The sequence below is a fragment of the Nostoc sp. C057 genome, from assembly GCF_013393925.1.
GTDB lineage: Bacteria > Cyanobacteriota > Cyanobacteriia > Cyanobacteriales > Nostocaceae > Nostoc > Nostoc muscorum_A.
In genome coordinates, this window is the sequence record NZ_CP040281.1 from 5,574,625 (window position 1) to 5,588,665 (window position 14,041).

A 14,041-nucleotide genomic window follows, 5' to 3' on the forward strand; every position below is an offset into this window, starting at 1 on the left:
GCCTTCATAAAATCTGTCTTAGTGAGTAGATTGATCGGAGATGTCAGGAAACGATGAGAGAAATCCTTTATTTAGAAGTTCCAACTCCAGATATAGAAACTGTGCGTAGCTGGCTACAAACAGATTTTGAACCTGGAAATGGAGAAAAAGTGCTTACTTCGGAAGGCTTTCGCCTCAAAATACCCAGTGCTAAGACACCTGCTGGAGTGGCTCTTTCTGAAAACTTGCCTGTTGTAGAACTTTCGGTATTTGTTTGGTCGGTGCAACGAACTACCTATCTGAAAGTGTTTCGTTGGGCAGAACAACCCTTTCCCAGTGAGGGACAAATTCTGCAACGCCTAACCAAAGAAATCAGAAGCCGTTTTCCACATCATTATTCAGAACCACCAGCGATTGATTTATCCCAAGAATCGATTTTTGCCGCTTTAGCCTCTGCTTACCCCCTCACCGTCAAGTATTTTCAGAAAATGCCCAACGGTGAATACGATCTAACACGTGCCTACTGGTGGGAAAAACGATGGCGCGAAGGAGTACGAAATCCGCAGAGGCCGCGTCAAGTTGTGTTTTCCAATCAAGGAGACAGGGGACAGGGGACAGGGGACAGGGGAAAAGGTAATGCTAGTACCGAATCCCTAATCACGAATCCCCAGTACGACATCATTTATATCGGCGGCGCACTAGGCGCGATTCATGCAGCATTGATGGCAAAACTAGGATATAAAGTCCTGCTGGTGGAACGAATGCCCTTTGGCCGGATGAATCGAGAATGGAATATTTCTCGCGATGAGATTCAAAGCCTGGTTAATCTGGGTTTAGTCACCCCCGCTGAGTTAGAAACCATCATTGCTAGGGAATACAAAGATGGATTCAATAAGTTTTTTGATGCGAACAATCCATCCAAACTGCGATCGCCCGTTCTGCACACACCCACAGTCCTAAATTTAGGCTTAGATTCCGATAAATGGCTCCAAATGTGTGGGCAAAAGTTGCAAGCGGCAGGCGGCGAAATCTGGGATGAAACAGAATTTATGCGTGCAGATATTGATATATCACAAGTTCTGTTGCAAGTCAAGCACTTACCTAGTCAGGTTGAAAAACAAGTAAGTGGACGACTGCTAATAGATGCAATGGGAACTGCATCACCTATCGCTTGGCAGTTGAATGGTGGTCGTGCCTTTGATAGCGTATGCCCAACAGTAGGAGCGGTAATTGAGAGCGGATTTGAGCCGGGAGTATGGGATTCGCAATACGGGGACGTTCTTTATAGTCATGGGGATATTTCGCGGGGAAGGCAGTTAATTTGGGAGCTGTTTCCCGCAGCAGATGATGAATTGACCATTTATTTATTTCATTACCATGAAGTCAATGCTGAAAATCCTGGTTCTTTGCTAGAGATGTACGAGGACTTTTTCACGATTTTGCCAGAGTATCGCAGGTGCGATATGGACAAATTGGTGTGGAAGAAGCCGACATTTGGGTATATACCGGGGCATTTTAGTGTAGGAAGTAGCGATCGCACAGTTGCCTTCGATCGATTGATTGCGATCGGCGATGCCGCATCACTCCAGTCTCCACTCGTCTTCACCGGTTTTGGTTCGCTAGTTCGCAACTTAGAGCGCTTAACAACACTGTTGGATACTGCTCTCAAACACGACTTATTGAGTTTCCGCCACTTGAACCAAATTCGGGCTTACCAAAGCAACGTTTCCGTGACTTGGCTATTTTCCAAAGGCATGATGGTACCCACTGGGAAATTCTTACCACCCCAGCGCATTAACTCCATGCTCAACACCTTCTTTGGACTGTTAGCAGATGAACCCCAAGAAGTAGCAGATAACTTTATCAAAGATAGGTGTGATTGGTTAACCTTTAACCGTTTAGCACTCAAAGCCGCTAGAAAAAATCCTGCCTTACTTTTATGGATTTGGGAACTGGCTGGGCCTAGAGATTTAATGCGATGGCTTGGTAGTTATTTCAATTTCGGTCGTCATGCCCTTGTTAGCGCTTTACTAAGTCCCTGGTTTGGGCGCTTCTTAAACCGGGTAGGTTTTTGGCTAGAACCCCGAAATCCTGGCTTGTGGCTATGGCTATTGGCGATTAATTATGCGATCGCCACAGGCAAACCGCGATCGCGCGCTCAAGTAGCAAAGACAAACCCAGAAGCCGTAATTCCGAAGTCAGAAGCAAGGATTCTCAATTAGTCATTGGTCATTAGTCATTGGTCATTGGTCACTTGTAGTGAGTTTCGACTGCGCTCAACTACCGCGTAGTCGTAAAGCCTACGGCATAGCTACGCTTAGGGCGCAGCCTCTCCAAGAGCATCCGTGAGAGGTTAGAACAAAGTGTTTTTTGTCAATCAGTTAAAATACTCAAAAAATCTTAAACAAGAATGATAATCGTGTTGAGGGTAGGGGAGGAGGTGAGCGACGCTCACCTCCTCCCCCACCTATATTTGATTATCATTATCTTTAAAATGTTTAACTGCTTTTATAGGAGATGAAAAAGTATTGTAACGACGTAAAAAGTGGGCAGCATTGTTAGGTAAATTCAATTATCAAATGAGGTAATGAAAAGTTTGGTCTACCATTATGCCCAAGCGACAAAAACAAAACTCTGACCACGCGCACAAACATAATACTCCTACTATAGATAATGAGGCGATTTCTCAACACTTAGAAGCTTTATTAACACCAGCAGTTTTTGCTCAACAAAAATATTACAAGCAATTAGGATTACGAGATAGAATTCTGAATTTATCCTTAATGGTGGCAGCAGTATTAACACTGTTGTGGCGACAAGTTCCTGGCATTCAAGAGTTGAATCGTCTGTTAGCACGAGAAGGTTTATTATGGTGTCCTGTTACTAAAGTTGCCCAACAATCTCTTTCTGAAAGATTTTTAGTATTTCCATCTGAATTATTTGAGCGAGTATTTAAAGATCTGCTCCCTCAATTGCAATTTAATTGGCAGCAACGGCTCAGGCGGCCACTACCAGATAGTGTTAAGTTTACACTGCGTAATTTTGAACGAATTTGGATTGCTGATGGGTCAACTCTAGAAGCTTTATTTCGGAAGTTAAAAAGCCTGGAAGACTTGAAAGCAGGGCAACTAGCAGGTAAGATTTGTACAATTATTGATTTGGTAACTCGCTTACCTGTCGAAGTTTGGTTTCACACTAATCCCGCAGCATCAGACACTAATTTTGAAGCGGCATTACTAAATTTACTGCCTGCTAAAACTCTGATTTTACTTGACAGAGGTTTTTATCATTTTCAATTTTTGCAACAACTTATTAACCAAGAAGTTCATTTTGTTACACGTTTAAAAGTTAAAGCATCTATTAAATACTTAAAGATTTTTAGCTATGACCATTCGCTTAAAGACCGATTAATTCAACTTGGTACTATTCGTCGTGGCGCACCAGTACTGACTTTACGTCTAATTGAAATAAAAGTCGGTAAAACTAGCTATTCTTACATTACTTCTGTCCTAGACCCGCAAATATTACCTCCCTACGTTGTTGCTGACTTATATCGGAAAAGATGGAGGATTGAAGAAGCTTTCTATGTGGTCAAACGTTTATTGGGACTTTCGTATTTATGGACTGGTTCTATTAATGGTGTGAAGTTACAAGTGTGGGCAACTTGGCTCTTTTATGCAGTATTGGTTGACTTGGGAGATGCGGTTGCAGACGAATTATCTCTGCCATTTGACCGCATTTCTTTAGAGATGATTTTTCGTGGTTTATATCATTTTAGCGTCGCCTATGACAAAGGTAAGGCGGATGACCCAATTCAGTACTTCGCTGCCAAAGAAAATCAAGATTTAGGAGTAGTTAAAGCCCTGCGAAAACCAGTCTCCAAGCTGGATTTATCGCCTTTTCCCGCACCCTCTTGACAAAAGTGCAATCACTCTAACCTCTCACTGATGCTCCAAGAGTTGTATTAGTCATTGGCCATTGGTCTTATATATTTAGACAAATGACAAATGACAAATGACAAATGACAACTAACTATTGACCTTTGGGACGAAAATTCGGTAGTTCCACAGATGCCAATGACTTACGCCCCTTGGGTGGACGTTGGGGATAAACCACAGGTGAAGGTGAATTCCCGTCATTAGTGTTATCACCTAATGACTCTGGGGAAAAATCATTTTCTGACAATTCCAACTGTGACAATTGAGAAACTTCTGACCAGTAATCTTCAGCTTCTCCAATAGGCGGCTCAGTGTGGAAGGAGCTAGAAGACAGCAGTAAGTTATTAGCTGGTGAAAGTACAGAATCTGTTGTCCAAGAAGTGGAGGTAGTTACAGGGGGATTAATCTCTGCCTCTAACTCCTTCTCCCGTGGATTTTCTGCTTCCTCATCGTCTTCTAATATTGTTGCCAAAGTCTCCCAGACAGGGGCATTATTAGCATCCACATCTGTTTTTGCAGTAGGCGGTGGTGATGCAGATGGAGGCTGGGAAGTGAAAAACATTTGGATGAGACTATCTAATTGCTGATCTAAATTGGATGAACCCGAAGTTGAAACAGCTTCAGGTTTATCTGGGGAATCGTCAATTTTTGGAGAGGGGGCAGGAGGTTCTGCTGATTTTGGGGTATTTTGTTTAACTGACCAGTTCCAAGAAGATGGTGGCGGGGTACTCGGTTCAGTTTTTTGGAATGGGATTGGTGCTGATGGTTCACCCCAAGAATCATCTTCATTTTCAGTCAAGGATTCTGATTCTGCTGACCAAGGTTTAATTGGCTGGGCATTAGGAAACAAAGACCGAGCTTTTCTAGAAAATCTTCCTTGTCCGCTAGTTATGTCTTTGGGGTGTTGTGCAGTATCTTCTAAGGAGTCATAGCTAGGAACCGATGTATCTAGACATTTTTCCAGAGCCGCTTTAAATTGCAGCGTCTGGCGTTGTTGTCGCATCAGTCTAGTACGTAACTCCCGACAAACAGTTTCTGACTGCAATAACTGCTCAGACTGTTCGTTGTTATTAGTGTGTAACAACGTACATTCTCGCTCTAGCTGGGCAAGGCGTTGCTGGCTAATTTGTAGCTGTGCTTTATAACTATCAGTGAAAATTTCCTGACGTTGAATAGTTTGTACAGCAATTTCTAATTGTTGAAATAAAGATTTTATCTGTTCTTGAGCCGCAGCTAGTTCCTGAGTATGTTGGTTGAGCATCGACTCAGTAACGCTAGAGCGCGTTTTCTGCCACTGCAAAACCTTTTCAGACTCAGCTAGGTTGTCTTTTAGCTGCTCTACTTGTTCATACAAGTTATTGTTAGCTGCACGCAATTCTTCGTTCAATGCCAGCAGGTTCTGAAATTCTGAATCAATAAGTGCTTGCTTGCCGATTTCCGGCTCTGCAACCCAGTCCTGCTGGGTGGTATCTTTTGAAAATTGTCTATCTTCAGCCGGCATGAGGAGTGGCAGTTGTTTAACTGCCATATTGTCATTAGGCACAACTGAGTAAAAGGGACAACTCGCCTGCTCCGATTGTGGCGAATTAGCAGAATTTAGGGATTCCATCACAGCCCCCTTGTTTGAGGTGTCAGCTTCATTCATCACTCTTGACCCACCTGCCTAAAAATATCAGCAGTGCTGGCATTAGCATTGCTTATCAACTTTGTCTAATCAGGGTTTGCTCTAGAAGCTAAGTTTAACTCTCTCCAGGCACCAGCAATTAATCATCAATTGGTGTTCCCTATTTTGGATCTAGACTGATGCCGTTATAACACTATGATGCTCGTCCCCGTCAAGAAGAGGCAAGGGGAACGGGGCAGGGAGCAGGGGAGATTAAAGCAGTAGTGCCTCTGTCCCAAGGAAGTTTTTTACATGAAAAAACTTCCTCAGCTTATATTTTATTTTCTATAATCGCATCTATCTTAAGGTTTACATTTAAAATGTCTTCTTTGACACATTTTTATACTGACTTATTTATTACTTAGGATAGATGTCAGTACAAGTATCTACTATTCGATGATAATTCTGTTATTTTGAGCGATCGCTATTTAATGTCAGCAAACAACTAAGAGCTTCTGCTAAGAGTAAAATGTTAAGAAAACCTGACAAATACGCATAAACACGTACAAAATAATATTAAAGAAGTAACACTTAAAATAAGTAAATTGATAAAACTTTCTTAAAGAATAATCTCAACTTAGTACGGGCTTTTTTTTCGTTAAATATAGTCCCAGCAAGCAACCTCAGTCTTAGCGAGAAAAGGCTTTTTCTATCAATTTGCCTTCAATATATCAAGTTTGTTTAATGACTACAAGAAAATTGTTTAAAGTATACTTGACTACTTATAATTATTTTTTACAGTGTATTTTATTTAACAATAAAGTTATTTTATTCAAGTGCTAATACGGATACACTTTTTAATTGATTTATTAAAGAATAATTGGAATAACCGAGTTTTCTACTAGCAATAAAGTAATTATAAAGACCATAATTACTACCGATTAATGTGAGATTAAGTTAGAGAAAGCGGTGTGGTAGCTAGGCTTATCCAAAAATTCCAAGTTTAAAATAGGGGTGCTAAAGATGACCGACATACTTGCAATAGGTGTAAATATAAAGCAAGAAGCTGTCCAATTACCGCTAGTTGCAGAAAATTTTGACAGTTTTTGGGACAAAGAAATTAGACCGTTATTCACAGATGAGTCTCTATCTTTTCGGGTGAAGACTCTGAAGGGAAACTATGTAAATTACGTCAACTTGGATAATGGAGCTACAACCACTCCCTTTACAACCCTCAAGCAGCATGTAGACGAGATGCTTGACACTTATGGCAGTGTGCATAGAGGTTCTGGGCAAAAGTCCATCATCACTACACGAGAATATGACGCTAGCCGGAACGTCATTCGAGACTTTGTGGGGTCATCTTCAGACAACTATGTAATCTTTGCGAAGAATACAACAGAAGCAATTAATGGAGCCGCCACACTTTGGGCAAAAAAACCTGGGAAAATCTTAGTTTCTGATATTGAGCATTCATCAAACCTACTCCCTTGGGTTACTAGAGACGAAGTTGTGCAATACAGAACCCAGCCAGATGGAAGTGTAAGTGTCGCAGAAATTGAAGATATCTTCAAGGCACACCAAAATCTTCCTGAAGCCGAACAAATTAAGTTAGTAACTATTACAGGTGCTTCAACAATTACAGGTTATAGACCCCCAATTTACGAAATCGCAGCTTTAGCACATCGGTATGGAGCTAAGATTTTTGCCGATGTGTGTCAGCTAATTCAGCATGAACGAGTAGATATGCGTGCTGACGATGACCCATGTCATCTAGATTTTGTGGCTTTCTCTGGACACAAGATGTATGCACCTTATGGAACCGGGGTTTTGCTAGGGCCAAAGGAATTTTTTGATAGTTCTTACCCTTATCAAATTGGTGGTGGGAACCTGCCTTATATCACCAGAAATCTAGAGATCAAGCGTTTTTACACAGAACGGGCCCATGACCCTGGAACACCAAACGCAATGGGTGCGATCGCCATTGCCAAGGCGATTGAAATTATCGAAGCACTAGGGCGCGATCGTATTGCTAAGTATGAACACTCTCTAGTTGAATTCACATATACACGGCTTAGGCTGATTCCTGGAGTTAAACTACATATCCCAGGAGATAATTTAGCCCATGTTATTCCCTTTGATATTGATGGGTTTGATGGACGCTTAGTAGCAGAAATTCTGGCACAAGAATACGGCATTGGAGTTAGGGCTGGGGCTTTCTGCACTTATGAATACATTCGCAAACTCAAGAATATTTCAGATGAGCAAGACTACGAAATTGCTCAGGAAGTAGACAGGGGAATTACGCGCAACATTCCTAGTATTATCCGCGCCAGCTTTGCAGTATATAATACATTAAAAGACTGCGATCGCTTTATTGATGCGATCGCTCAAATAGCTAAAAACGGATTTGCTCACTATTTGCCCAACTACACACAAGATGAAATAACTGGTGTTTGGACAGCAATAAATAGCTAGTCTCTTCAGGGCATGGATAAGAGGTAGAGGGGCAGGGAGCAAAGGAGAGAAATTTTCTGCTTGCTCCCCACTCCCTCATCTCTGTGTTTTGAATTATTAATTACAAATTAAAAGGGGGTAATAAGCTTGAGCGATGAAAACCTCTTAGACCAAGAGGATTATCTACAGGCACGGGTTGATGAGTGCATCTGGCAAAAAAGCACAGATGCAGGTATTTCGCGCCAGCGCTTTCTGAAAATACTAGCCACGATGGTTGGCGCAACAGCCATCGGGGGTTTAACTAAACCTGCGCCTGCTCACAGTCAGGCAGCTGTTAAAACTAAAGCCAGTAAAATACTTAAACCATTGCCACCAGGGTATATCTCTCATAGCAAAGGCACGTTAGAGATGAACTGGGAAGCGATGTATGGGCGTGGTTATTTAGTACCAAACGATTGGTTTTATGTTCACAACCGCAGTACACCTCCGCCTTTTGACCCATCTCTATGGCGTTTGCAAATTCATGGAACTGGCGTTTCTGTGCCTTGCGAGTTCACATACGATGAAATCATCGCTATGCCTTCCATCTCGGTAACATGTGCCATTGAGTGTGCTGCTAATGGTCGGCGCTTCTTTGAAGAGGCTTACAACAAACCACTCACTGGAACCCGGTGGAGGCTTGGGGCCATTGGTGTGGCTGAGTGGACTGGTGTACCACTGAGCATATTATTAGAGCGGGCTGGATTGAAATCTACAGCAAAAGACGTACTCGTAGAGGGTGCAGATTTTGATTCGCTCGACTCAAAGGAGACAAATAAATCTAAATTCAACAATGTAGTTCCGATTGCCAAAGCATTAGCAGATAACTCGCTTGTCGTCTATGCAATGAATGGAGAACCATTACCTCCAGATCATGGCCAGCCATGCCGTGTCTTATTCCCTGGTTGGGGAGGAAACGCCAACGTTAAATGGATTGAGCGGATTGAGGTTTCTGAAACACCGATATATACCCAGTGGGTAACGGAGCAGATGGTACTGGTTGGTGCAGATTACCCAGCGATCGCACCATATAAAGGTAAGCTGATTACCTATCAAAATGTTAAGAGCGCTTTCGAGTTGGCTTGGCCCGCTACGCTTTCGGCTCGAACCCATTTACTACGTGGACGTTCTTGGTCTGGGAAAGGAAAAATTGCCCGTGTCGAAGTCAGTCTAGATGGTGGTAAAACTTGGCAGTTTGCACGACTGAGAGAACCAAACTTTCCATTTGCATGGACACGATGGGACATTGAATGGAACCCAGTTCCTGGCGAATATTTTCTCCAAGCTCGTGCTACCGACAATTTAGGTAATACACAATCGAGTACAGTTCCGTGGAATGATTTTGGATTGCTCTACGGAGGCATTGTTAGCCATCCGGTGACAGTACGGGGATGAGGGAGAAGGGGCAGAGAGCAGAGGAGCAGGGGAAGCAGGGGAAGCAGGGGGAGAAGAAGAATCATCATGCCCAATTTCCAATTCCCAATTCCCAATTCCCACTATCAGTTTTCTAAAAAAATACCTATTTATGATTGATTTTAGTTGGTTGATTTTAGTAACTGGGGGTTTAATATCTGGAGTCATAGCCGGACTTTTAGGAATAGGTGGCGGTATTATCACAATTCCTCTTTTAGTCACACTAGGTTATACTCCCGTTCAGGCGATCGCTACTAGTAGCCTTGCTATTGTGATTACTTCCATTTCTGGAAGTTTGCAGAATTGGTCAATGGGATACTTTGACTTTAAACGAGTAATGTATTTAGGAATTCCAGCTTTTCTAACTACTGGAATAGGTGTATATTTCGCCAACAAAATTCCTTCCTACATCATACTCTTTACATTTGGCATCATACTACTCGTTAATATCTATTTGATTGAACTTCGTAAAGAACTGGCCCTTAATGAAAAAGAGAATACAGCCCCAGTATTTAACCCATTAGTTTCTAAAATTGGCACTGGGGGAGCAGCAGGAATTTTAGCAGGTTTATTTGGCTTAGGTGGCGGTACGATTATGGTGCCATTACAAATGTTGCTACTGGGAGAAGAAATTAAAGTAGCAATTCAGACTAGTTTGGGTGTAATTGTCATCACTGCTTTAGCTGCCTGTACAGGACACACATTAGAGGGAAATATTCTGTTTGCTCAAGGTTTAGTTTTGGGATGTGGTGGTCTTTTAGGCGTTCAGATGAGTACTCGCACATTACCAAAACTGCCAGATTCTACTGTAAGTTTAGTGCTTCGCATCTTCTTAGGTATATTATCAATCTATCTTTTTTGGGAAGCTTGGATAAATTATCAACACATAATTTAAAACTCATCTATCTTGAAACCTAGAGTTTTTTAAAAGATATATTTATGTAGGTTAGGTAGAGTGAAACGTAACCCAACATTACCACCTTATTTATGTTGGGTTACACTATCGCTGCACCCAACCTATAAAACTACGGTTCTCAAGATAGATGAGGTTTAGTAATTTTTTATTAAGTCGGTAAACCAACTTAGCTTCTTAATTATGTATTGGATATGCCAATGTTTTCAATCTGTGAATATAGGTTTACTTTTCCGTATCAAACTTATTTTTAATTTCACTGATGAACGAAAGTATATATCTAAGCTTTCTGTTCTATCTGTCAGAAATATTATCTACTATGTTGAGCTAATCTGAATGATTTGGGATATCAAAATTTACTAATTTTATACTAACTGCATAGCGTACTAACCCTACAACATCATAAATATTAAGCCGTTTCATCAAATGCACTCGGTGTGCCTCGACCGTTTTAGTACTGATGCTTAATAACTCTGCAATCTCTTTTGTGGAAAGACCTTCTGCAATTAACTTTAAGATTTCAAGCTGGCGGGATGTTAATAAAGAGCTAGGCTTGTTGTTGGTAAAGATACGTCCTTTTTTTGTCGATAATTCTGACTCTAGTTGATGAGGTCTGGTAATTTCTAATTTTAATTCATCATTCACTAAAGCAAGTTTTGTAGTATAGTTCTTAACTTTAATTTTTAATTCTTCATACGCTTTAGATAACACTAACTCTGCTTGTTTATTTCTAATAATATTGAGTGCTGTTTGAATAGCAACATAGAGATTTTGTTGACTAATAGGTTTTAGAATATATCCACAAGTGAATGTTACTGTTGCCCTTTCTACAGTACTTTTATCAGAGTATGCTGTAATATAAATAAAAGGTATTTGGAGACAATTCCAAATTTCTCCCGCCGCTTCAATACCATCTATTTCACCCCGTAATTTAATATCCATTAAAACTAAATCTGGGCGAAGCTCAGTTGCTTTCTCAATTGCTGTTTCTCCTGAATCTACAATATCTACAACAGTGTATCCGAGCCACTCTAAATTTTCTTTTAAATTCATTGCAAGGATAAATTCATCTTCTACAATAAGAATCCGATGAATGTTTGTTATAAAAGTGTCCATAAGGCTATTGGCTGACTATATATCTAGTATCCGTTTTTTACAGACTTTGATTCAATGATTTATTTTGTAAACAATCAAAATCTCTACAACTACTACTGCTCCAATGCAAATCAGCATTATTTTCCTTCTCCCATCTGGTTGCGGTAGCATAAACTTTGCTTATCACTGCTAATCAACTGTGGTACTGTTACTGATTGTGCATATAAAATTTCTATAAAGCTCATTATTGTATCCGTGAAAATACAGAATGTGACACCCTGTTAGAAGAGACAAAAGACTACTTTAAATCTTTCTCTTCTACTGGTAGTCTGCGATCGCTTGTTGTATGGATCTAGGAACCTTATGGCTTTTAAAGCCTAATTTATCATTATTTTCTGATAATTAGGAAAATCCTTAAATTATTTAAGGATTTTCCTGATTGTACTTTTTTTGTATTGCAGTTAATGTTGTAAAACACTGCAAAAATAATATTTTATTACGTCAATTTATAATGTGAATCACTTTCAACAAGCTTTTATAATCATGGCTCCTCAATTTCCTGGCTTAAAAAGCATATAAAATACAATTGCTTATCAAGTAATCATTCACGGAAAATAGCCATTTACACTCAAGAAAACCGTGAATTAAGAATTTTACTAACTCTATTTATAAATTTTCTTACTTGTTTTCTTTTGAAGATGTATTTTATCATGACTTCTTAAAAGCATATTACAAAAAAGTGTACTTCACTTCCCGCAGTTTTTACTCATACTATTAAGTTAAACCTATTAATTAATAACATTTTTTAAGGAGATGGATATATATTATGTATGACTTGCAAATGTTTACTATGAGAGATATGTCAGAATGTGGTTTAGCTCTGCGTAGTTTAGGCAAAAAAGCTAACAGTATGGAGGAAGTTGGTAATCATATTGTCCAATATCTTTATAACAATTTAATTGATTTAAAATCTGGTGAAAGATCCTGTGCGCTTGTCCGTTTTTTCAAAACTCACTCTTACGGAGAACTCCCACCAAAATTACAAGAATATACACATAGTCTTGTTAGCAATGATGTACTAGAAAATAATCTCAAATGTTTAACTTTATTGTCAACTGCTGGACAACAACCAGAATGGAACTCACGGCATAAATCTGAGGGACACAAGGTAATTCCTCTCTTCAGTAAAGAGATGATTGCTCAGATACCTATGATTTTTCAACTTATCCAACAACTAGGGCTAAATCTTGATGTTGTAGTGCGACCAGACCTGAATTTATTAACTGATTTAGAACAGAGGATGTATAACGTCTTTTATGTTCCCGATGCCTTGGGTAGTTCTTATATTCCTTCACAAACATCATTTGTAATTCCTTATAATATCAAGTCTGTAGTTGGCGTTGGAGGATTATTACCTTCGGGCAACATATTTATAATTATCATGTTCTTGAAAGTTGCAATTCCTCGGATAAGCGTCGATTTATTGCGTCCGTTAGCATTAAATGTCAAGATGACAATACTACCTTTTGAAAATGAAAAAACTTTTACCGAGCAAGAGCAGCATCTTGTAGGTGATAATATTTCAACGACAACAGATGATGAAACGTTTCAATATCTTAATTCACAGATTACAACACTAAATCAGTTATTAGATGTTTCTGAGCAATCTACTATAAGTCAATCAGATCGCCTTGAACAAACAAATGCTTCCCTTCAGGAGACTTTAAAAAAGCTTCAATCAACTCAAATTCAACTAGTACATAACGAAAAAATGTCTAGTTTAGGGAAACTTGTTGCTGGTATTGCTCATGAAATTAACAACCCTGTTAATTTTATTTATGGTAATCTCAGCTATGCTAAAGAATATACACATTCCATTCTGAAAATAATCCAGAAATATCAAAATTATTATCCAGATCCTCCCGAAGAAATTAAAAAATTAGTTAAAGAGAATGACTTAGATTTCCTAATTCGAGACCTCACAAGAACTTTCAATTCTATGACAGTGGGAACGGAACGAATAACTGAAATTGTTAGCTCACTGCGAAATTTCTCTCGTTTAGATGAGGCAGAAATTAAACAAGTGTATATTCATGAAGGTATCGATAGTACTTTAATGATTTTAAAGCACTTTTTACAAGCTACAGATAAAACTCCAGAAATTGAAGTTGTTAAACAATATAGTCAATTACCTTTAATAGAATGCTATCCTGCTCAAATAAATCAAGCTTTTATGAATATCATTACTAATGCTATTGATGCATTACAAGATAGTGGTAAATCATGGTTTAGAGCTAATAATCAACTAGAAAAACCCAATTTTCTATTACCAGTAATTCGTATTTCCACTGAAGTAATCGATCCAGAATGGGTAGCAATAACCATTGCTGATAATGGTTGTGGAATGAATGAGAAAGTGCGTGCAAGATTATTTGACCCTTTTTTTACTACTAAACCTGTGGGTAAAGGCACGGGTTTAGGTCTATCGATTAGTTACCAGATTATAGTCGAACAACATCGCGGAAAAATCGGCTGTATTTCTGTTCCAGAGCAAGGGACAGAATTTGTGATTAAGATTCCTGTAAAGACTAAAAATGTGTAGGG

At 39.5% G+C, this 14,041-nt stretch carries 7 protein-coding genes and 1 pseudogene; 6 read left to right on the forward strand and 2 right to left on the reverse strand.

Annotated features, from left to right (window positions below):
• Window positions 1-53 precede the first annotated feature (53 nt).
• Entirely contained in the window at window positions 54-2,201 is a 2,148-nt protein-coding gene (locus FD724_RS23805; protein WP_179074324.1) for an NAD(P)/FAD-dependent oxidoreductase, read from the forward strand.
• A 387-nt stretch (window positions 2,202-2,588) separates the two neighbouring features.
• Window positions 2,589-3,884: pseudogene (locus FD724_RS23810) on the forward strand (IS4 family transposase); the annotation flags it as partial.
• Between the two features lie 127 nt (window positions 3,885-4,011).
• Here the strand turns inward: FD724_RS23810 and FD724_RS23815 are convergent.
• On the reverse strand, window positions 4,012-5,562 hold the full coding sequence (locus FD724_RS23815; RefSeq protein ID WP_179074325.1) for a hypothetical protein: 1,551 nt from the start codon (window positions 5,560-5,562) through the stop codon (window positions 4,012-4,014).
• A gap of 981 nt (window positions 5,563-6,543) precedes the next feature.
• On the opposite strand from FD724_RS23815, the gene FD724_RS23820 reads away from it, so the two are divergent.
• The 3 genes from FD724_RS23820 (at window position 6,544) to FD724_RS23830 (ending at window position 10,324) form a co-directional block, all read left to right on the forward strand.
• On the forward strand, window positions 6,544-7,998 hold the full coding sequence (locus FD724_RS23820; RefSeq protein WP_179074326.1) for an aminotransferase class V-fold PLP-dependent enzyme: 1,455 nt from the start codon (window positions 6,544-6,546) through the stop codon (window positions 7,996-7,998).
• Window positions 7,999-8,124: 126 nt separating this feature from the next.
• Complete coding sequence (locus FD724_RS23825) at window positions 8,125-9,411, forward strand: sulfite oxidase (protein WP_179074327.1); 1,287 nt, start codon at window positions 8,125-8,127, stop codon at window positions 9,409-9,411.
• 130 nt (window positions 9,412-9,541) lie between these two features.
• A complete protein-coding gene (locus FD724_RS23830; RefSeq protein ID WP_179074328.1) occupies window positions 9,542-10,324 on the forward strand; it encodes a sulfite exporter TauE/SafE family protein in 783 nt (260 codons plus the stop codon).
• 345 nt (window positions 10,325-10,669) lie between these two features.
• Here the strand turns inward: FD724_RS23830 and FD724_RS23835 are convergent, their stop codons facing one another.
• A complete protein-coding gene (locus tag FD724_RS23835) occupies window positions 10,670-11,458 on the reverse strand; it encodes a response regulator (protein ID WP_179074329.1) in 789 nt (262 codons plus the stop codon).
• 805 nt (window positions 11,459-12,263) lie between these two features.
• Between FD724_RS23835 and FD724_RS23840 the strand changes: the two genes are divergently transcribed.
• Window positions 12,264-14,039: a sensor histidine kinase gene (locus tag FD724_RS23840; protein WP_179074330.1), complete on the forward strand. Its 1,776-nt coding sequence runs from the start codon at window positions 12,264-12,266 to the stop codon at window positions 14,037-14,039.
• Window positions 14,040-14,041: the final 2 nt, after the last annotated feature.

What these genes read in the sequence shown, in the direction of transcription:
- FD724_RS23805 (WP_179074324.1), top strand. Translation starts at nt 54, where the DNA reads ATGAGAGAAATCCTTTATTTAGAAGTTCCAACTCCAGATATAGAAACT.
- FD724_RS23815 (WP_179074325.1), bottom strand. Translation starts at nt 5,562, where the DNA reads ATGAATGAAGCTGACACCTCAAACAAGGGGGCTGTGATGGAATCCCTA.
- FD724_RS23820 (WP_179074326.1), top strand. Translation starts at nt 6,544, where the DNA reads ATGACCGACATACTTGCAATAGGTGTAAATATAAAGCAAGAAGCTGTC.
- FD724_RS23830 (WP_179074328.1), top strand. Translation starts at nt 9,542, where the DNA reads ATGATTGATTTTAGTTGGTTGATTTTAGTAACTGGGGGTTTAATATCT.
- FD724_RS23835 (WP_179074329.1), bottom strand. Translation starts at nt 11,458, where the DNA reads ATGGACACTTTTATAACAAACATTCATCGGATTCTTATTGTAGAAGAT.
- FD724_RS23840 (WP_179074330.1), top strand. Translation starts at nt 12,264, where the DNA reads ATGTATGACTTGCAAATGTTTACTATGAGAGATATGTCAGAATGTGGT.